The sequence below is a fragment of the Burkholderia sp. IO2 genome, from assembly GCF_029522185.1.
Lineage (GTDB): Bacteria > Pseudomonadota > Gammaproteobacteria > Burkholderiales > Burkholderiaceae > Burkholderia > Burkholderia cenocepacia.
This window is the reverse complement of sequence record NZ_JAKWFH010000011.1, coordinates 75,615-95,461: the sequence shown is the minus strand read 5'-3', so window position 1 is coordinate 95,461 and position 19,847 is coordinate 75,615. Positions and strand designations below refer to the sequence as shown.

Sequence of the window (19,847 nt, the reverse complement as noted above, 5' to 3'; positions counted from 1 at the left end):
ACGGATCGCACGACGCACGATCTGGCCCATCGTGCCGAAAGGCAAATGTCAGAGCAAGTATAGGTGGGGCAATTCGTTTGACAAGTCAGGGGAAACGGCATTGCCGGGCGCATGCCTTTTACTTCCCGATCGTTGCGAATCGCGCGTGCGCCGCGCCGATTCACCACGGCGGCGGGCGGTGACGCGAAAGCGCAACCGCGGCCGCCGCCGGTCAAAGATCAGAGGATTTCGAACAGGCCGGCCGCGCCCTGCCCGCCGCCGATGCACATCGTGACGACCACGTACTTGACGCCGCGCCGCTTGCCTTCGATCAGCGCATGGCCCGTCAGGCGTGCGCCCGACACGCCGTACGGGTGGCCGACCGCGATCGCGCCGCCGTTCACGTTCAGGCGATCCTCAGGGATCCCGAGCGTGTCGCGGCAATACAGCACCTGCACCGCGAACGCCTCGTTCAGCTCCCACAGGCCGATGTCGTCGACCTTCAGCCCCGCCTGCTTCAGGAGCTTGGGCACCGCGAACACCGGGCCGATGCCCATTTCGTCGGGTTCGCAACCGGCCACCGCGAAGCCGCGGAACGCACCCAGCGGCTGCAGCCCTTCGCGCTGCGCGGCCTCGGCGCTCATCACGACGCACGCCGACGCGCCGTCCGAGAACTGGCTCGCGTTGCCCGCGGTGATCACGCCGCCCGGCACCGCCGAACGGATCTTCGACACGCCTTCGAGCGTCGTGTCGGGCCGGATGCCTTCGTCGGCCGACACCGTCACTTCCTGCGTGAACAGGCGGCCCGTCGCCTTGTCGGCGATGCCCGCCAGCACGGTGATCGGTACGATCTCGTCGAGGAACAGCCCGGCTTCCTGCGCGGCCGCCGCGCGCAGTTGCGACTGCACGCCGTACGCGTCCTGCCGCTCCTTCGAGATGCCGTAGCGCTTCGCGACGTTCTCGGCGGTCTGCAGCATGTTCCAGTAGATCTCGGGCTTGTGCTGGACGAGCCAGCCTTCCTGGATCATGTGCCGGTTCATCTCGTTCTGCACGCACGAGATCGACTCGACGCCACCGGCCACATAGATCTCGCCTTCGCCCGCGACGATCCGCTGCGCGGCCAGCGCGATGGTCTGCAGCCCTGACGAACAGAAGCGGTTCACCGTCATCCCCGGCACGCTCACCGGCAAGCCGGCGCGCAACGCGATCTGCCGCGCGATGTTCGCGCCCGTCGCGCCTTCGGGGTTCGCGCAGCCCATGATCACGTCCTCGACGCGGGCGGGGTCGAGCTTCGCGCGCTCGAGCGCGGCCGCGACCACGTGGCCGCCGAGCGTCGCGCCGTGCGTCATGTTGAATGCACCGCGCCAGGATTTCGCCAGCGGCGTGCGTGCGGTCGATACGATTACGGCTTCGGTCATGCGAGTCTCCTTCGGTCCTGCTTCATGTCCTGAATCGGATGGGAAATGCGCTACGCCGCCGGGCGCGCGCCCGCGGACGTCGCATGCGCGACACCCGCTGCCTGCATCTGCTGCCATGCGTGCGCGAGCGACCCGTTCAGGTCGATCGCACGGCACGCATCGTTGATCACCGCGGCTTCGAAGCCTGCCGCGCGCGCATCGAGCGCCGACCACGCGACGCAATAGTCGGTCGCGAGCCCGCAGCACCACACGCGTTTCGCGCCGAGTTCGCGCAGATAGCCCGCGAGCCCGGTACGCGTCGTGCGGTCGGCTTCGACGAACGCGGAATAGCTGTCGACCTGCGCGTCGCCGCCCTTGCGGATCACGAGCCGCGCGTGCGGAATGTCGAGGTCGCGATGCAGCGCCGCGCCGTCGGTGTCCTGCACGCAGTGCACGGGCCACAGCACCTGCTCGCCGTACGGCAGCGCGAGCGTCGAGAACGGCTCGCGGCCCGGATGGTTCGCCGCGAACGACACGTGTTCGCGCGGATGCCAGTCCTGCGTGAGCACGACCTGGTCGAAGCGTTGCGCCAGTGCGTTGATCACCGGCACGACCGCATCGCCGTCGGGCACCGCGAGCGCGCCGCCCGGCATGAAGTCGTATTGCACGTCGATCACGAGCAGGACGTCGTCGGTGCGTTTCATTGCGTGTCTCCAGACAGGATCGGTCGCGCCGCGATACGGCGGCGTCAGCCGTTGAACCCGCGGCCGGCCTTCGCCAGTTCCGCGATCGACGGCGCGAGTTGCCATGCGTCGCCGTTCGGCGCGGCCGCATAACGGCGAATCGCGCGCTCGACGTTGTAGAGACCGACCGTATCCGCGTACAGCATCGGGCCGCCGCGCCACAGCGGGAAGCCATAGCCGGTCAGGTAGACCATGTCGATGTCGGACGCCTTCGACGCGATCTTCTCTTCGAGGATCTTCGCGCCTTCGTTGACGAGCGCGAACACGAGCCGCTCGACGATCTCGTCGTCGCCAATCTTGCGCCGCTCGACGCCGCGCTCCTTCGAGTACGCGACGACCATCTCGTCGACGAGCGACGACGGCTTCGCCTTGCGGTCGCCCGGCACGTAGTCGTACCAGCCGGCGCCCGTCTTCTGGCCGAAACGGCCCTGTTCGCACAGACGGTCGGCGATCTTCGAATACTGCAGGCCGGGCTGCTCGACGTAGCGCCGCTTGCGGATCGCCCAGCCGATGTCGTTGCCGGCGAGGTCGCTCATCCGGAACGGCCCCATCGCGAAGCCGAATTTCTCGATCGCGCGATCGACCTGCGCGGGCAGCGCGCCTTCCTCGAGCATGAACAGTGCCTGGCGGATGTACTGCTCGATCATCCGGTTGCCGATGAAGCCGTCGCACACGCCCGACACGACCGCCGTCTTGCGGATCTTCTTCGCCACCGCCATCACGGTCGCGAGCACGTCCTTCGCGGTCTGCGCGCCGCGCACGACCTCGAGCAGCTTCATCACGTTCGCCGGGCTGAAGAAGTGCATGCCGACCACGTCCTGCGGACGCTTCGTGAACGCGGCGATCTTGTCGACGTCGAGCGTCGACGTGTTCGACGCGAGGATTGCGCCCGGCTTCGCGACTTCGTCGAGCTTCTTGAACACCTGCTCCTTCACGCCGAGTTCCTCGAACACGGCTTCGACGATCAGGTCGGCGTCCTTCAGGTCGTCGTAGGACAGCGTCGGCGTGATCAGCGCCATGCGCGCGTCGAGCTTCTCCTGCGTGAGCTTGCCCTTCTTCACCTGCGCGTCGTAGTTCTTGCGGATCGTCGCGAGGCCGCGCTCCAGCGCGTCCTGCTTCGTCTCGAGCAGCGTGACAGGCAGCCCGGCGTTGATGAAGTTCATCGCGATCCCGCCGCCCATCGTGCCCGCGCCGATCACGCCGACCCGGCGGATCTCGCGCAGCGGCGTATTGGCCGGCACGTCGGGAATCTTGCTCGCCGCCCGCTCGCCGAAGAATGCGTGGCGCAGCGCGCGGCTTTCCGGCGTCATCATCAGCGCGACGAAACCTTCGCGCTCGGCGACGCTGCCCTTGTCGAAACCGTTCAGCACGCCGGCCTCGATCGCGTCGATGCACTTGTGCGGCGCGGGGTAGTTCGGCGCGGCGGCCCGCGCGGAATTGCGCGCGAACTGGATGAAACCGGCCGCGTTGTCGTGGACGATCTTGCGATCGCGCACGCGCGGATGCGGCCTCTTCTGCGCGCCGACCTTGCGGGCGAACGCCACGGCCGCGTCGAGCAGGTCGCCGTCGGCCATTTCGTCGAACAGCCCGCTCTTCGCGAGCTGCTCCGACGGCACCGGCGCACCCGACACGATCATGTTCAGCGCGGTTTCGAGCCCGACCGCGCGCGGCAGGCGTTGCGTGCCGCCCGCGCCCGGCAGCAGCCCGAGCTTCACCTCGGGCAGCGCGACCTGCGCGCCCGGCGCCGCGACGCGGTAATGCGCGCCGAGCGCGAGCTCGAGGCCGCCGCCCATCACGACGCTGTGCAGCGCCGCGACGACCGGCTTCGCGCTCGCCTCCACCGCGCGGATCACGGTGTGCAGCGTCGGCTCCTGCAGCGCCTTCGGCGTATTGAATTCGGTGATGTCGGCACCGCCCGAGAACGCGCGGCCCGCGCCGGTCAGCACGATGGCCGTGACCGACGGGTCCTGCGCGGCGCGATCGAGCGCGTCCATGACGCCCTGGCGGGTCGACAGGCCGAGCCCGTTGACGGGCGGATTGTTGAGCGTGATGACGGCCACGCCGTCGCGAGTCGAGTAATCCACTGCCATCTGCCTGCCTCCATGCATCGCGCGCCGGATTGGCTGCGCTTCATTGTGCGCGGTCGAACAGCCGCATGTCCGGATGAACGGAGGCAGCATACAACGAAAAAGCACGGTCGTTCAATTTGAATTTTGTTCCCGATCCGGGGACGGATCGGGCGACCGATGCGGAGGTTGAAGCGGCGGCGGCCCGGGCCTGGGCCTTACGGCGCGCACACCGCCGTGGGCAACACGTAATCGCGGAACGTCTCGCGCAGCTTCAGCTTCTGCAGCTTGCCGGTCGCGGTGTGCGGCAGCGATTCGACGAACACGACGTCGTCGGGAATCCACCATTTCGCGACCTTGCCCTCGTAGAACGCGAGCAGCGTGTCGCGGCTCAGGTTCGCGCCTTCGCGCGGCACCACGACGAGCAGCGGCCGCTCGGTCCATTTCGGATGCGCGCAGGCGATGCAGGCGGCTTCGGCCACGCCCGGATGCGCGATCGCGACGTTCTCGATGTCGATCGAACTGATCCACTCGCCGCCCGACTTGATTACGTCCTTGCTGCGGTCGGTGATCTGCAGGAAGCCGTCGGGGTCGATCGTCGCGACGTCGCCGGTCGGGAACCAGCCGTCCGCGAGCGGCGACGCGTCGCCGCGAAAGTAGTGGTCGATCACCCACGGCCCGCGCACCTGCAGTTCGCCGAACGCGACGCCGTCCCACGGCAGTTCGCGGCCATCGTCGCCGACGATGCGCATGTCGACGCCGCAGATCACGCGCCCCTGCTTCTCGAGCAGCCGGCGCTGCGCGTCGAGCGGCCGCTGCGACTGCGCCCAGTTGAGCTTCGCGAGCGTGCCGAGCGGCGACAGTTCGGTCATCCCCCACGCATGGATCACGCGCACGCCGTATTCGTCCTCGAACGTGCGCAGCATCGCGGGCGGGCACGCGGAGCCGCCGATCACCGTGCGGTTCAGCGTCGAGAAACGGACACCGGCTTCGCGCATGTAGTTCAGCAGCCCGAGCCACACGGTCGGCACGCCTGCGGAAAACGTCACGCGCTCGGCCTCCATCAGCTCGTACAGCGATTTCCCGTCGAGATCCTTGCCCGGCAGCACCAGCTTGCCGCCCGTCAGCGGCACCGCGTACGGCAGCCCCCATGCGTTGACGTGGAACATCGGCACGACGGGCAGCACGGCGTCCATCGCGGACAGGTTCATCGCGTCGGGCAGCGCGGCGCCGTACGCATGCAGCACGGTCGAACGATTCGAATACAGCACGCCCTTCGGGTTGCCGGTCGTGCCGGACGTGTAGCAGAGCCCCGACGCCTGCTGTTCGTCGAGGCGCGGCCAATCGTAGTGGCCGTCTTCCGCTTCGACGAGCGTTTCGTAGCAGAGCAGCGGCGTGGCGGCGGACGGCAGGTGTGCGGCGCCCGTCATCGCGATCCAGCCCTTCACGTGCGGGCATTGCGGCGCGATCGCGTCGACCAGCGGCGCGAAATTGATGTCGAACAGCACGTAGCGGTCTTCCGCGTGATTGACGATGTACGCGATCTGTTCGGGAAACAGGCGCGGATTGATCGTATGGCACACGGCGCCCATCCCGCCGATCCCGTAGTACGCTTCCAGATGCCGGTAGCCGTTCCACGCCAGCGTGCCGACGCGGTCGCCGGTTTCGACGCCGAGCCGCGCCAGCGCCTGCGCCAGCTGCTTCGCGCGGCGTTCGCAATCGCGGTACGTGTAGCGATGCAGGTCGCCTTCCACGCGCTTCGACACGATCTCCGTGTCGCCGGCGTGCCGCGCGGCATGCGAAATCAGCGACGACACGAGCAACGGCACATCCATCATCTGGCCCAGCAACGGCTTACCCATCGTCTTGTTCTCCCTGAGGATGCGAATCGGTGACCAGCCTGGGGGCTGTTTCCGTAGCGAAGCAGCCCTGGTGTGCGCCCGTCAGCGGCCCCGGACGGGCGTGGCGCACGGTGCGCGGGCCGCCATGCGGGCGGCGCGGCGCCGCCTTACAATATCGGCTTACCCAGAGGCGCTCAACATGTCGTTTTCCCGAAGCGCAGCCGATGCGGCTGACACCCTCCCCGACCTCGCCGCGACGCTCGGCGCGCCCGCCGAGGGCGCGTTCGTCACGCTCGGCGACGCGTTTCATACGCGGCTGCCGGCCGCGCCGCTTGCCGCGCCGTACGTCGTCGGCTTTTCCGACGAAGTCGCGCAGCTGCTCGATCTGCCGCCCACGCTCGCCGCGCAGCCCGGCTTCGCCGAGCTGTTCGCCGGCAACCCGACGCGCGACTGGCCCGCGAACGCGATGCCGTATGCGTCGGTCTATTCCGGCCACCAGTTCGGCGTGTGGGCCGGCCAGCTCGGCGACGGCCGCGCGCTGACGATCGGCGAATTGCCCGGCACCGACGGCCGGCGCTACGAACTGCAGCTCAAGGGCGGCGGCCGCACGCCGTATTCGCGGATGGGCGACGGCCGCGCGGTGCTGCGCTCGTCGATCCGCGAGTTCCTGTGCTCGGAAGCGATGCATCACCTCGGCATCCCGACCACGCGCGCGCTGACGGTGATCGGCTCCGACCAGCCGGTGGTGCGCGAGGAGATCGAGACGGCGGCCGTCGTCACGCGCGTGTCGGAAAGCTTCGTGCGCTTCGGCCACTTCGAGCACTTCTTCTCGAACGATCGCCCCGACCTGCTGCGCCAGCTTGCCGATCACGTGATCGACCGCTTCCATCCGGCCTGCCGCGACGCGGACGATCCGTACCTCGCGCTGCTCGAGGCCGCGACGCTGCGCACGGCCGACCTCGTCGCGCAATGGCAGGCCGTCGGTTTCTGCCACGGCGTGATGAACACCGACAACATGTCGATCCTCGGCGTGACGATCGACTACGGTCCGTTCGGCTTCGTCGACGCGTTCGATGCGAACCATATCTGCAACCACTCCGATACCGGCGGCCGCTATGCGTACCGGATGCAGCCGCGCATCGCGCACTGGAACTGCTACTGCCTCGCGCAGGCGCTGCTGCCGCTGATCGGGCTGCAGCACGGCATCGCCGACGACGATGCGCGCGCCGAGCGTGCGGTGGACGACGCCCAGGCCGTACTCGCGAAGTTTCCGGAACGCTTCGGCCCCGCGCTCGAACGCGCGATGCGCGCGAAGCTCGGCCTCGCGCTCGAACGCGAGGGCGACGCCGAACTCGCGAACAAGCTGCTCGAGACGATGCATGCGAGCCACGCGGATTTCACGCTGACGTTCCGCCGGCTCGCGCAGATCTCGAAGCACGACGCGAGCCGCGACGCGCCCGTGCGCGACCTCTTCATCGACCGTGAAGCGTTCGACGCATGGGCGAACCTCTATCGCGCGCGGCTGTCCGAGGAAACGCGCGACGACGTGGCACGCGCAGTTGCAATGAACCGCGCGAACCCCAAATACGTGCTTCGCAACCATCTGGCCGAAGTCGCGATCCGGCGCGCGAAGGAAAAGGATTTTTCGGAAGTCGAGCGGCTCGCGCAGATCCTGCGCCGCCCGTTCGACGAACAACCGGAGCATGAAGCGTATGCGGCGTTGCCGCCCGACTGGGCCGGCTCGCTCGAAGTGAGCTGCTCGTCCTGAGCCCGCAACCCGCGCATCTCGACCGACCGATCAGGAGAACCCCCATGTCCCACGATTCCGACGACAAGACCTTCCCGTACCAGAAAGACGACGCCGAGCTGCGCCGCCGGCTCACGCCGATGCAGTACGAGGTCACGCAGCACGCGGCGACCGAGCGCGCGTTCACCGGCGAATACACCGACACCGAGGATGCCGGCATCTACAAGTGCGTCGTCTGCAGCACGCCGCTGTTCGAATCCGGCGCCAAGTTCCACTCGGGCTGCGGCTGGCCCAGCTACTTCAAGCCGCTCAACGGCGAGGTGATCGACGAGAAGATCGACTACTCGCACGGAATGGTGCGCGTCGAGGTGCGCTGCAACCACTGCGGCGCGCATCTGGGCCACGTCTTCGAGGACGGCCCGCGCGACAAGACCGGTTTGCGGTACTGCATCAATTCGGCTGCGTTAAACTTCGAGTCCCGACCCGAAAACGAATGAGCGGCGCCGGGCGGATCGCCGCGGCAGCCAGCCCCGGGCTGGCCGCCCCGATCCGCGACGGCGATGCCTGGCGGGTCCCTACAACGGTGACAGGCCGCGCCCGCGGCCCGTCACGCAGCTGCGAGCGCCATGAAATTCCTGTTCGATCTGTTTCCGATCATCCTGTTTTTTGTCGCCTTCAAGGTCTGGGGCATCTTTACCGCCACCGCCGTCGCGATCGTCGCGACGCTGGCCCAGGTCGCATGGGTCGCCTTCCGGCACCGGAAGGTCGACACGATGCTGTGGGTCAGCCTCGGCGTGATCGTCGTGTTCGGTGGCGCCACCCTCGTCCTGCATGACGAGAAATTCATTCAATGGAAACCGACTGTGCTGTACTGGCTGTTTGCGATCGGGTTGCTCGCCGCGCGCTATGCGTTCAGCAAGAACCTGATCGAGAAGATGATGGGCAAGCAGCTCACGCTGCCGTCCCCCGTGTGGGACAAGCTGAACCTCGCGTGGGCGCTGTTCTTCGCGGTGCTCGGCGTCGCGAACCTGTACGTGGTGCACAACTTCACCGAATCGCAATGGGTGAACTTCAAGCTGTTCGGGACGACGGGCGCGATGGTCGTATTCATCATCCTGCAGAGCCTGTGGCTCACGAAGTACCTGAAGGACGAGTGACATGACCGACGCCTTTCTCCACGCCTCCGCCGACGAACGCATCGCGCTGATCGAAGCGCGCCTCACCGCGTCGCTCGCGCCGCTGTCGCTCACCGTGCGCGACGACAGCGCGCAGCACGCAGGCCACGCCGGCGCGGCCGCCGGCGGCCACTTCACGGTCACGATCGTGTCGTCCGCGTTCGCGGGCAAGCCGCGCGTCGCGCGGCACCGGCTGGTGTATGATGCGCTCGCTGATGCGATGCAGCGCGGCATTCACGCGCTCGCGATCGTGGCTTACACGCCCGAAGAATTCAACGAATCTTCAATCTAGTCTCATTAGGAATTCCCGATGATCCTGACATCCCCCCGCCTGTGGGTCGCGGCGGCTGCATTTGCAGCGGCACCGGCATTCGCCCAGAACATCGCCGTCGTCAACGGCACGCCGATTCCGAAGTCGCGCGCCGACGCGATGGTCGCGCAGCTCGTCCAGCAAGGCCAGACCGACGGCCCGCAACTGCAGCAGGCCGTGCGCCAGGAGCTCGTGAACCGCGAAATCCTGATGCAGGAAGCGATTCGCGAAGGCATCCCGAACCGTCCGGACGTAAAGGCGCAAGTCGCCGTCGCGCAGCAGACCGTCGTGCTGCGCTCGATGATCGAGGGCTTCCTGAAGAAGAACCAGCCGACCGACGCCGAAGTGAAGGCGCGCTACGACGAGCTCGTCAAGGGCGTGGGCGGCAACCGCGAGTATCACCTGCACCACATCCTCGTCGACAACGAGCAGCAGGCGAAGGACCTGATCGCGAAGATCAAGGGCGGCGCGAAGTTCGAGGATCTCGCGAAGCAATACTCGAAGGATCCGGGTTCGGGCAAGAACGGCGGCGATCTCGACTGGTCCGATCCGAAGGCGTACGTGCCGGAATTCGCGGCGGCCGCGCAGAAGCTGCAGAAAGGCCAGATGACCGACACGCCGGTGAAGACGCAGTTCGGCTGGCACATCATCCGCGTCGACGACATCCGCGACATCGCCCCGCCGCCGTTCGACCAGGTGAAGGCGCAGATCGCGCAGCAGCTCGTGCAGCAGAAGCTGCAGGCGTTCGAGGAAGGTCTGCGCCAGCAGGCCAAGATCCAGTAACGCCGGCGCGCGTCACACGCGCATCGATCAGCCGCTCTTCGGAGCGGCTTTTTCTTTTGGCGCGCACGAACAGGGGTGCCGCGATGCGATGGGGCTTAGCCGACGCACAATAAAAAACCGCTCCGAGGAGCGGTTTTTTATTGTGCCAGGCCGTCACCCGCCCGCAGCGTTCGCTACGCGGGATAAAACACGTCGTGGTAACGCACGTCGCCTGCCGGAAGCGGCGCGGAATCATCGAGCGACAGCGCGAGGAAATACTCGGCCGGCACGCCCGCAAACACGATGTCGCCGTGCGGTTCGAATCCGAAACGCGCGTAATACGCCGGCTCGCCGAGCACCACGCAGCCACGCGCGCCGAGCCGGCGCAATGCGTCGAGCCCCGTGCGCACGAGCCCCGCGCCGATGCTCTGCCGCTGGCAATCGGGCCGCACCGCGAGCGGCGCCAGCCCGTACCACTGCTGACTGCCGGCCGGCTCGCCGCCGATCGCGACCGGCGAGAACGCGACGTGCCCGACGATGCGCCCGTCGCGCTCCGCGACGAGCGATACGCTCAGCGCACCGTCGGCACGCAGCGTGTCGACGATGCGCTGCTCGAACGCGCCGCCCTGCGGCTCGCCCGCGAACGCCGCACGGATCACGCGGCCGATCGCGTCGGCCTCGCTCGCACGCTCGTCACGCAGCGTGACGATCTCGACCGGCGCGTTCGGGTCGAACATCATCCGGATCAGCCGATCCAGCGACGTGCGTTGCGGAACACCCGCATCCACGGGCTCGCGTCACCCCAGCCTTCCGGGTGCCAGCTCATCGTCACCGTACGATGCACGCGCTCCATGTGCGGCATCAGCACCGAGAAGCGGCCATCAGCCGTCGTGACCGACGTGATGCCGGCGGGCGACCCGTTCGGGTTGAACGGATAGCGCTCGGTCGCTTCGCCGCGGTGGTCGACGTAACGCATCGCGACCGCGACGCGGTCGATGTCGCCTTGCTGCGAGAAGTCCGCATAGCCTTCGCCGTGCGCGACCGCGACCGGAATCCGCGAGCCTTCCATTCCCGCGAAGAAGATCGACGGCGATTTCTCCACTTCGACGAACGAGAAACGCGCCTCGAACTGCTCGGACTTGTTGCGCGTGAACTTCGGCCACGCTTGCGCGCCCGGGATCATCGACGCGATGCTCGACAGCATCTGGCAGCCATTGCAGATACCGAGGGCGAACGTATCGGGACGCGCAAAGAAGGCCGAGAACATGTCAGCGAGGTTCGCGTTGAAACGGATCGTCTTCGCCCAGCCTTCGCCCGCGCCCAGCACGTCGCCGTACGAGAAGCCGCCGCACGCGACCGCACCCGCGAAATCGGCCAGCGTCGCGCGGCCCGCGAGCAGGTCGCTCATGTGCACGTCGTGCGCATCGAAGCCGGCGCGGTCGAACGCATACGCCGTTTCCAGATGCGAGTTCACGCCCTGCTCGCGCAGGATCGCGACGCGCGGCCGTGCGCCCGTCGCGATGAACGGCGCGGCGATGTCGTCGGCCGGATCGAACGTGAGCACCGGCGAGAGGCCCGGGTCGGCCGCGTCGAGCAGCGCGTCGTATTCGGCATCCGCGCAGGCGGGGTTGTCACGCAGGCGCGCGATGCGCCAGCTCACTTCGCTCCAGGCGCGATGGAGCTCGGTACGCGGCGCGTCGAAGATCTTCTTCGCATCGCGGTACACCTCGATCACGTCGCGATCGTTGACCGAGCCGATCACGTGCGAGCACGTCGACAGGCCGAATTCGCGCAGCGCGCCGAGCACCGCGTCGCGGTCGGACGCGCGCACCTGCACGACGGCGCCGAGCTCTTCGGAGAACAGCGCGCGCAGCGTGCGGTCGTCGCGACGGCCGCTCGTCTGCTTCGCCCAGTCCTTCGCGTCGCCGTAGTCGGATTCGTGGTTCGGGTCGAGCGTCAGCATGTCGACGTTCAGCGATACGCCCGCGTGGCCCGCGAACGCCATTTCGCACACGGTCGCCCACAGGCCGCCGTCCGAGCGGTCGTGGTACGCGAGCAGCTTGTCCTGCGCATTGAGCGACTGGATCGCGTTGAAGAAGCGCTTCAGGTCTTCCGCGTCGTCGACGTCCGGCGTCGTGTCGCCGACCTGCTGCGTGACCTGCGCGAAGATGCTGCCGCCCATCCGGTTCTTGCCGCGGCCGAGGTCGATCGCGATCAGCACGCTGTCGCCCGCATCCGCCACGCGGCGCAGTTGCGGCGTGAGATGGCGGCGCACGTCCTCGACCGGCGCGAACGCGGAGATGATCAGCGACACCGGCGACACCACTTCCTTCGCGACGCCCTGCTCGTCCCACTTCGTCTTCATCGACAGCGAATCCTTGCCGACCGGGATGCCGATCCCGAGCGCCGGGCACAGCTCCATGCCGATCGCCTTGACCGTGTCGAACAGCGCGGCGTCTTCGCCGGCCGTGCCGCACGCGGCCATCCAGTTCGCGGACAGCTTCAGCTTGTCGAGCGACGCGATCGGCGCGCTCGCGATGTTCGTGATCGCTTCGCCGACGGCCATGCGGCCCGATGCCGGTGCATCGATCACGGCGAGCGGCGTGCGCTCGGCCATCGTCATCGCCTCGCCCTTGAAGCCCGCGTAGTCGAGCGCGGTGATCGCGCAGTCGGCCACCGGCACCTGCCACGGGCCGACCATCTGGTCGCGCACCGACGTACCGCCGACCGAACGGTCGCCGATCGTGATCAGGAACGACTTGCTGCCGACCGTCGGGTGCTTCAGCACGTCGAGCGCGACCGCCGACAGCGCGATGCCGGTCACGTCGACCGGCGCACGCTCGGTGTTCACGCGCGTGACGTCGCGGTGCATGCGCGGCGGCTTGCCGAGCAGCACTTCCATCGGCATGTCGACCGGGTATTCGTCGGCGCCCGTCGCTTCGTCGTCGACGAGCTTCAGCTGGCGTTCGTCGGTCGCGACACCGACCACCGCGAACGGGCAGCGCTCGCGCGCGCAGATCGCCTCGAAGCGCGGCAGGTCGGCCGGCGCGATCGCCAGCACGTAGCGCTCCTGCGCCTCGTTCGACCAGATTTCGCGCGGCGACAGGCCCGATTCCTCGAGCGCGACCTTGCGCAGTTCGAAGCGCGCGCCCTTGCCCGCGCCGTCGACGATTTCGGGGAATGCGTTCGACAGGCCGCCCGCGCCGACGTCGTGGATGCTCAGGATCGGGTTTTCCGCGCCGAGCTGCCAGCAGCCGTTGATCACTTCCTGCGCGCGCCGCTCGATTTCCGGGTTGCCGCGCTGCACCGAGTCGAAGTCGAGTTCGGCCGTGTTCGCGCCGGTCGCCATCGAGCTCGCGGCACCGCCGCCCATGCCGATCCGCATGCCGGGGCCGCCGATCTGGATCAGCAGCGAGCCCGCCGGCACGTCGTGCTTGTGCGTGTGCTGATCCGCGATGTTGCCGAGGCCGCCCGCGATCATGATCGGCTTGTGATAGCCGTGCACCGTGCCGCCGACGTTCTGCTCGTACACGCGGAAGTAACCGCCGAGGTTCGGGCGGCCGAATTCGTTGTTGAAGGCGGCGCCGCCGAGCGGGCCGTCGATCATGATCTGCAGCGGCGACGCGATGCGGTCCGGGCGGCCGTACGGGCCGTGCTGCTCGTTCGGGTTGCGCTCGGCCACCGGCTGCGCGGCGTCGCGCGCGTTTTCCCACGGCTGGCGGGCGTCCGGCAGGTCGAGGTTCGACACGGTGAAGCCCGTGAGGCCGGCCTTCGGGCGCGCACCGCGGCCCGTCGCGCCTTCGTCGCGAATCTCGCCGCCCGCGCCGGTCGCCGCCCCCGGGAACGGCGAGATCGCCGTCGGGTGGTTGTGCGTCTCGACCTTCATCAGCGTGTGCGTGAGTTCGGTGTGGCGGCCGTAGCGCTCGCCCGGCTCGCCGAGCGCACCGGCCTTGCGCGGGAACCAGCGCTCGGCCTCGGCGCCGACCATGATCGACGAGTTGTCCGAATACGCGACGATCGTGCCCTGCGGGCTCAGCTTCTCGGTGTTGCGGATCATCGCGAACAGCGACATGTCCTGCGCTTCGCCGTCGATCGTCCACTGCGCGTTGAAGATCTTGTGGCGGCAGTGCTCGCTGTTCGCCTGCGCGAACATCATCAGTTCGACGTCGGTCGGGTTGCGTTCGAGCTTGCGGAACGCGTCGACCAGATAGTCGATCTCGTCGTCGGCGAGCGCGAGGCCCAGCTCGACGTTCGCGCGCTCCAGCGCGCCGCGGCCGACGCCCAGCACGTCGACGGTCGACAGCGGCTTGGCCGGCAGTTCGTCGAACAGGTGCTTCGCGTCGTCGCGCGCCGCGACCACGCTTTCGGTCATCCGGTCATGCAGCGCGGCCGCGACGGCCGCGCGCGCGTCGTCCGACAGCGCCTTCTTGCCGCCGAGCAGGCCCGACTTCAGCGTGACCGTGAATTCGACGCCGCGCTCGATGCGGCGCACCTGCGTGAGGCCGCAGTGCTGCGCGATGTCGGTCGCCTTGCTCGCCCACGGCGAGACCGTGCCGAAGCGCGGCAGCACGACGAAGGTCTCGGTCGTGCCCTTCTCGCCCGCCGGCTGGAACGGCTCGCCGTAGTGCATCAGCGCATCGATGCGCGCGCTGTCGTCGGCCGACAGCGGCTCGGCCGCATTGACGAAGTGCAGGAACTGGCCGCGCACCGCGACGATGTTGGCGTCGATTTGCCTGAGCGTATCGAGCAGACGGGTTTGACGGAAATCGGAGAGGGCCGAAGCGCCGGGAAAACACGAGAAGTGAGCCATGGGCTGGACTGACGTCGATGAGTCGCGCGAGGTGGCGACGTGGGGCGAAAGGAAGGCCGTAATTATACCCGGAAGTCGGCCGCCCAAGACCGGCCGATCGGTAGTCCGCATGCACCGCGACGGTGCCGGGACGCGTGGCGCGCACGGCCGCCCGCCGGGCCGGCCTGCGCGGGCCCAGGATGCCCGCCGCCGTGGCCCGACCGCACGACCCATGCTCGGCCGGCGCCGGCTCGCGCACTTTTGGCGCTATCATTCCGGGTTCACCGGGCCCGGCCCTCAGCGAATTCTCACCGGGCGGCGTGCGCGCCGCCCGTCATCGAAGCACTCCATGGATGTCATCGTCATCGGCGGCGGAATCAGCGGCGTCGCCACCGCCTACCAGCTGCGCGCGGCCGGCCATCGCGTGTGCGTGGTCGAACGCCACGCGACCGTCGCGCAAGGTGCGACCTACGGCGACGGCGGCGCGCTGCTGCCGAGCCCGCTCGACGTCTGGTTCGGCCCGACTTTCATGCGCCAGCGCCAGCCGCGCGACAGCGGCATCGTCTACAAGCCGGGCTTCAACGGCGGCGTGCGCCGCTTCGTCAAGCAGCTCGGCACGCTGCGCGAGCCCGACGCGTTCGCCGCGCAGTACGCGCGGCTGCGTCCGCTGATCGACGCGTCGCGCGACGCGCTCGCCGATATCGACGCGCGTTTCGAGCTCGAATTCGAACAGAAACCCGGCATCCTGCACGTCGTGCGCGATCCGCGCGACTGGGATGCGCTGCAACCGGCGCTCGACCTGCTGCGCACGCTCGACCAGCCGTACCGCACCCTCACCGCCGACGAATGCGCGGCGCTCGAACCGTCGGTGCCGGCCGAACCCGGCTTTGCCGGCGGCGTGCTGCTCGAAACCGAGCGCACCGGCAATTGCCCGCTGTTCGCGAAACTGATCAAGCAGACGCTGGACGAGCACGGCGTGCAGTTCCGCTTCGGCGCGGACGTCGCCGCGATCCGCGTCGACAGCGGCCGCGCCGCGGTCGAGCTCGTGCCGCCGGGCAACCGGCGCGCGGCGCAGGCGCGCGAGGTCGACGTGATTTCCGCGGACGCGATCGTGGTCGCCGCCGGCGCGGGCAGCCTCCCGCTGCTCGAACGGCTCGGCTGGCGCCTGCCGCTGCACCCCGCGCGCGTCCATACGCTCACCGCACCGGTCGCGTACGAAGAACACTCGCCGCACCTTTGCGTCGTCGATTCGATCAAGCGGATCTCGATCACGCGCACCCACCAGCGGCTGCGCGTCGGCGGCGCCGCCGTGCTGCAGAGCGTCGCCGATACCGCAAAACCGCTTGCCGAGCCGTTGTCCGAGGCCGCGCTCGCGCTGCTCGGCCAGGCCGTCCATGACTGGGTGCCCGGCGCCGCCAAGATCTCCGCCGCCCTGCCGTGGCGGGGCATGCAACTGCTGTCGCCGGACGGCCTGCCCGTCGTGGGTCCGACCCCGCACCCACGCGTGTTCGTCAATTTCGGCCATGGCCCGGCCGGCTGGGGCCTCGCGTGCGGGTCTGCTAAAGTGGTGACCGACTATCTGGGCGGCAACGTCCAGCACTGGCCCGCCGACACGCTCGCCGCGCTGAGCGCCGGCCGCTTCACGACCTGACCGCCGCGGGGCCGACCCGTGGCGGCCTCCTTGCCCGCCGCCACGATCCCGCGATGACCGTTACCCGCCCGCTTCCCGATTCCGATCCGATCGCACTGCTGCGCGTCGCCGACCTGCGCGCGGCCGAAGCCGACGCCGCCGCCGCGCTGCCGCCGCACACGCTGATGGGCCGCGCCGGCGCCGCCGCCGCGCACTGGCTGTCCGAACGCGTCGCCGGCGACGATCGCCCCGTCTGGTTCGCGGTCGGCCCCGGCAACAACGGCGGCGACGCGCTGGTGGCCGCCGCGCAGCTCCAGCAGCTCGGTGTCGCCACGCATGCGTGGATGCCGGTGCCGGTCAAGCCGGACGACGCGCAATGGGCGCTGGGCCTCGCGCGCACCGCCGGCGTGCCGTTGTCGGCCACCGCGCCCGCGTCGCTGGAGGGCTACGCGTGGGTCGTCGACGGGCTGTTCGGCATCGGCCTCGGCCGTGCGCTCGACGGCGCGTTCGCGGAGCAGGCCGCACGCATCGCCGCCCATGCGCGCAGCGGCGGCCGCGTACTCGCGCTCGACGTGCCGAGCGGGCTCGACAGCGATACGGGCCGGATCGTCGGCGCGGGCGTCGCCGTCGCGGCCACCCACACGCTCACCTTCATCGGCGCGAAGCCCGGCCTCTACACGGGCGACGGCCGCGATCTCGCCGGCGAGATCCACGTCGCGTCGCTCGACGTCGCGCCGCCCGCCGCGCCGGCCATCGTGCTGAATGCGCCCGCGCGCTTCGCCGCGGCGCTGCCCGCGCGCGCCTTCGCGTCCCACAAGGGCACGTACGGCAGCCTCGCGGTGCTCGGCGGCGACACGGGCATGTGCGGCGCGCCGATCCTCGCCGCCCGCGCCGCGCTGTTCGCGGGCGCCGGCAAGGTGCACGTCGGCTTCCTTGGCGCGGGCGCGCCGCCGTACGACCCGCCGTTCCCCGAACTGATGCTGCATCCGGCCGACACGCTCGACCTCGGCGCGATGACCGCGATCGCGGCCGGTTGCGGGCTCGGCACGCGCGAGGCCGCGGCGACGCTCGTGCGCGACGTGCTCGCGCACGACCTCCCGACGCTGCTCGATGCCGACGCGCTGAACCTCGTCGCGACGCACGCGGACCTCGCGGCCGCCGTCGCCGCGCGCGGCGCACGCGGCAAGCCGTGCGTGCTGACGCCGCATCCGCTCGAAGCCGCGCGCCTGCACGGCAGCGACACGGCCGCGGTGCAGCGCGATCGCGTCGCGGCCGCGCAGACGCTCGCCGCCCGTTACGCCGGCATCGTCGTGCTGAAAGGCTCGGGCACGGTGATCGCCGCGCCCGACGGACGCGTAGCGATCAACCCGACCGGCAACGCGGCGCTCGCCACCGGCGGCACCGGCGACGTGCTCGGCGGCCTGATCGGCGCGCTGCTCGCGCAACGGGTCGCGCCATACGAAGCCGCGCTGGCCGGCGTCTACCTGCACGGCCTCGCGGCCGACACGCTGACCGCGAACGGCACCGGCCCGGCCGGGCTCACCGCGGGCGAGCTCGCGCCGATGGTGCGCACGCTGATCAATCGCCTTTTTTATCCGTCGCCGCGCGCCGACACGTAACGCCGCTATACTGACTGCCCCGCCGCACGGCGGGCCTTCTCGTCCGCCGGCTTTCCGATCCCGATGAGCCGGCGCGGCATTCCTCCCGATTCACGCTTCACTCGAACCGTCATGACGCTGAAATCGCTCCCCGCCTGGACTGCCCTTCAATCCCACTTCGAACAGATCCGCCACGCGCGGCTGCGCGACTGGTTCGCGCCGGAAAACGACCGCGCGCCGACCCGCGCCGAACGCTTCACGATTCCGGGCGGCGGTCTTGCGGCCGATTTCTCGAAGAACCGCATCGACGACGAAACGGTGCGCCTGCTCGTGCAACTCGCGCGCGACGCGGGCGTCGAAGCGCGCCGCGACGCGATGTTCGCGGGCGAGATCGTCAACCCGACCGAAGGCCGCGCCGCGCTGCACACCGCGCTGCGCGCGACCGACCCGCAAGCGCCGTTCCACGCGCAGGTGAGCGCCGAGCGCGCGAAGATGGCGACGTTCGCGCGCGCCGTGCGCAGCGGCACGTGGACGGGCTATACGGGCAAGCGGATCCGCCACGTGATCAACATCGGCATCGGCGGCTCGGATCTCGGGCCGAAGATGGTCGTGCATGCGCTGCACCACGTCGCGACGCCCGAGATCTCGACCCACTTCGTGTCGAACGTCGACGGCGCCGATCTCGCGCGCGTGCTCGAACAGGTCGATCCCGAGGAAACGCTCGCGATCATCGTGTCGAAGACCTTCACGACGCTCGAGACGATGACGAACGCACGCTCGCTGCGCGACTGGTTCGTCGCGCGCGGCTGCCCCGAGGACGCGCTCGCGAAGCACTTCGTCGGCGTGTCGGCGAACCCGGCCGAAGTCGTGAAGTTCGGCATCGCCGCGGACAACGTGTTCGAAATGTGGGATTGGGTCGGCGGCCGCTATTCGCTGTGGTCGGCGGTCGGCCTGTCGATCATGATCGCGGTCGGCCCGGAGCAGTTCGACGAGCTGCTGGCCGGCGCGAACGACATGGACCGCCACTTCCGCGAAGCGCCGCTCGAGCGCAACCTGCCGGTGCTGCTCGGCCTGATCGGCATCTGGTACCGGAATTTCTTCGGCTCGCAGAGCTATCTCGTCGCGCCGTATTCGGAAGCGCTGCACTACCTGCCGTCGTACCTGCAGCAGCTCGAAATGGAGAGCAACGGCAAATCCGCGCGGCTGGACGGCACCTTCGTCGACTATCCGACGTCGGCCGTCACGTGGGGCGAGCCGGGCACCAACGGCCAGCATGCGTTCTTCCAGATGCTGCACCAGGGGCCGACGATCGTGCCGATCGACTTCATCGCGGTGCTGACGCCCGAGCATCCGCTCGCCAGCCACCATCCGAAGCTGCTCGCGAACTGCTTCGCGCAGAGCGAGGCGCTGATGCTCGGCCGCACGCTCGAAGAAGCGCGCCAGGTCGCCGGGCCCGGCAAGGAAGCGCTCGCGCCGCACCTGACGTTCCCCGGCAACCGCCCGACCACGACGCTGCTCGTCGATGCGCTGACGCCGCGCGCGCTCGGTGCGCTGATCGCGCTCTACGAGCACAAGGTGCTGGTGCAGGCGACGGTGTGGGACATCAATCCGTTCGACCAGTGGGGCGTCGAGCTCGGCAAGATTCTCGGCAAGGTCGTCGAAGCCGACCTGTCCGCCGAATCGGTCGACCCGGCGAAGCACGACTCGTCGACCACCGCGCTGATCGAGCGCGCCCGTGCGGCGCTCAAGCGTTGAAGCACTGACGCATCAACGCCCATGCCCGTGCGGGCCGCGCCACTCAGGTTGCGCG

At 69.0% G+C, this 19,847-nt stretch carries 14 protein-coding genes; 8 read left to right on the top strand and 6 right to left on the bottom strand.

Annotation, left to right across the window (positions count from 1 at the left end):
* Positions 1 to 218 precede the first annotated feature (218 nt).
* From MMB92_RS09480 to MMB92_RS09465, 4 genes are all read right to left on the bottom strand, one after another.
* Entirely contained in the window at positions 219 to 1,397 is a 1,179-nt protein-coding gene (locus MMB92_RS09480; RefSeq protein ID WP_062910566.1) for an acetyl-CoA C-acyltransferase, read from the bottom strand.
* Positions 1,398 to 1,447: 50 nt separating this feature from the next.
* Complete coding sequence (gene pncA / locus MMB92_RS09475) at positions 1,448 to 2,080, bottom strand: bifunctional nicotinamidase/pyrazinamidase (RefSeq protein ID WP_006483895.1); 633 nt, start codon at positions 2,078 to 2,080, stop codon at positions 1,448 to 1,450.
* Between the two features lie 44 nt (positions 2,081 to 2,124).
* The gene (locus MMB92_RS09470; RefSeq protein ID WP_062910565.1) at positions 2,125 to 4,209 is read right to left on the bottom strand and encodes a 3-hydroxyacyl-CoA dehydrogenase NAD-binding domain-containing protein; all 2,085 of its coding nucleotides are present in this window, start codon (positions 4,207 to 4,209) and stop codon (positions 2,125 to 2,127) included.
* Positions 4,210 to 4,403: 194 nt separating this feature from the next.
* The gene (locus tag MMB92_RS09465) at positions 4,404 to 6,047 is read right to left on the bottom strand and encodes a 3-(methylthio)propionyl-CoA ligase (protein WP_058901544.1); all 1,644 of its coding nucleotides are present in this window, start codon (positions 6,045 to 6,047) and stop codon (positions 4,404 to 4,406) included.
* A 178-nt stretch (positions 6,048 to 6,225) separates the two neighbouring features.
* Between MMB92_RS09465 and MMB92_RS09460 the strand changes: the two genes are divergently transcribed.
* From MMB92_RS09460 to MMB92_RS09440, 5 genes are all read left to right on the top strand, one after another.
* A complete protein-coding gene (locus MMB92_RS09460; protein WP_062910564.1) occupies positions 6,226 to 7,794 on the top strand; it encodes a protein adenylyltransferase SelO in 1,569 nt (522 codons plus the stop codon).
* A 44-nt stretch (positions 7,795 to 7,838) separates the two neighbouring features.
* On the top strand, positions 7,839 to 8,270 hold the full coding sequence (msrB, locus tag MMB92_RS09455) for a peptide-methionine (R)-S-oxide reductase MsrB (protein WP_006483891.1): 432 nt from the start codon (positions 7,839 to 7,841) through the stop codon (positions 8,268 to 8,270).
* 129 nt (positions 8,271 to 8,399) lie between these two features.
* A complete protein-coding gene (locus MMB92_RS09450) occupies positions 8,400 to 8,930 on the top strand; it encodes a septation protein A (protein ID WP_006483893.1) in 531 nt (176 codons plus the stop codon).
* A gap of 1 nt (position 8,931) precedes the next feature.
* On the top strand, positions 8,932 to 9,240 hold the full coding sequence (locus MMB92_RS09445; RefSeq protein WP_006483904.1) for a BolA family protein: 309 nt from the start codon (positions 8,932 to 8,934) through the stop codon (positions 9,238 to 9,240).
* Between the two features lie 18 nt (positions 9,241 to 9,258).
* The gene (locus MMB92_RS09440; protein WP_006483903.1) at positions 9,259 to 10,041 is read left to right on the top strand and encodes a peptidylprolyl isomerase; all 783 of its coding nucleotides are present in this window, start codon (positions 9,259 to 9,261) and stop codon (positions 10,039 to 10,041) included.
* Between the two features lie 173 nt (positions 10,042 to 10,214).
* Here MMB92_RS09440 and MMB92_RS09435 read toward each other — a convergent pair whose 3' ends face one another.
* Both MMB92_RS09435 and purL read right to left on the bottom strand, forming a co-directional pair.
* Positions 10,215 to 10,760 carry an N-acetyltransferase gene (locus tag MMB92_RS09435; RefSeq protein ID WP_059720657.1) on the bottom strand — a complete coding sequence of 182 codons (546 nt, stop codon included), beginning with the start codon at positions 10,758 to 10,760 and terminating at the stop codon, positions 10,215 to 10,217.
* 5 nt (positions 10,761 to 10,765) lie between these two features.
* Positions 10,766 to 14,830, bottom strand: coding sequence for a phosphoribosylformylglycinamidine synthase (gene purL / locus MMB92_RS09430; RefSeq protein ID WP_062910563.1), 4,065 nt, complete (start codon positions 14,828 to 14,830; stop codon positions 10,766 to 10,768).
* Between the two features lie 328 nt (positions 14,831 to 15,158).
* Between purL and MMB92_RS09425 the strand changes: the two genes are divergently transcribed.
* The 3 genes from MMB92_RS09425 to pgi all read left to right on the top strand — a co-directional run bounded on the left by MMB92_RS09425 (position 15,159) and on the right by pgi (position 19,792).
* Positions 15,159 to 16,460: an FAD-dependent oxidoreductase gene (locus MMB92_RS09425; RefSeq protein WP_062910562.1), complete on the top strand. Its 1,302-nt coding sequence runs from the start codon at positions 15,159 to 15,161 to the stop codon at positions 16,458 to 16,460.
* 53 nt (positions 16,461 to 16,513) lie between these two features.
* Positions 16,514 to 18,058, top strand: a complete 1,545-nt coding sequence (locus MMB92_RS09420; RefSeq protein WP_062910561.1) for an NAD(P)H-hydrate dehydratase — start codon at positions 16,514 to 16,516, stop codon at positions 18,056 to 18,058.
* A 111-nt stretch (positions 18,059 to 18,169) separates the two neighbouring features.
* On the top strand, positions 18,170 to 19,792 hold the full coding sequence (pgi, locus tag MMB92_RS09415) for a glucose-6-phosphate isomerase (protein WP_034201616.1): 1,623 nt from the start codon (positions 18,170 to 18,172) through the stop codon (positions 19,790 to 19,792).
* The last annotated feature ends 55 nt before the right edge of the window (positions 19,793 to 19,847 follow it).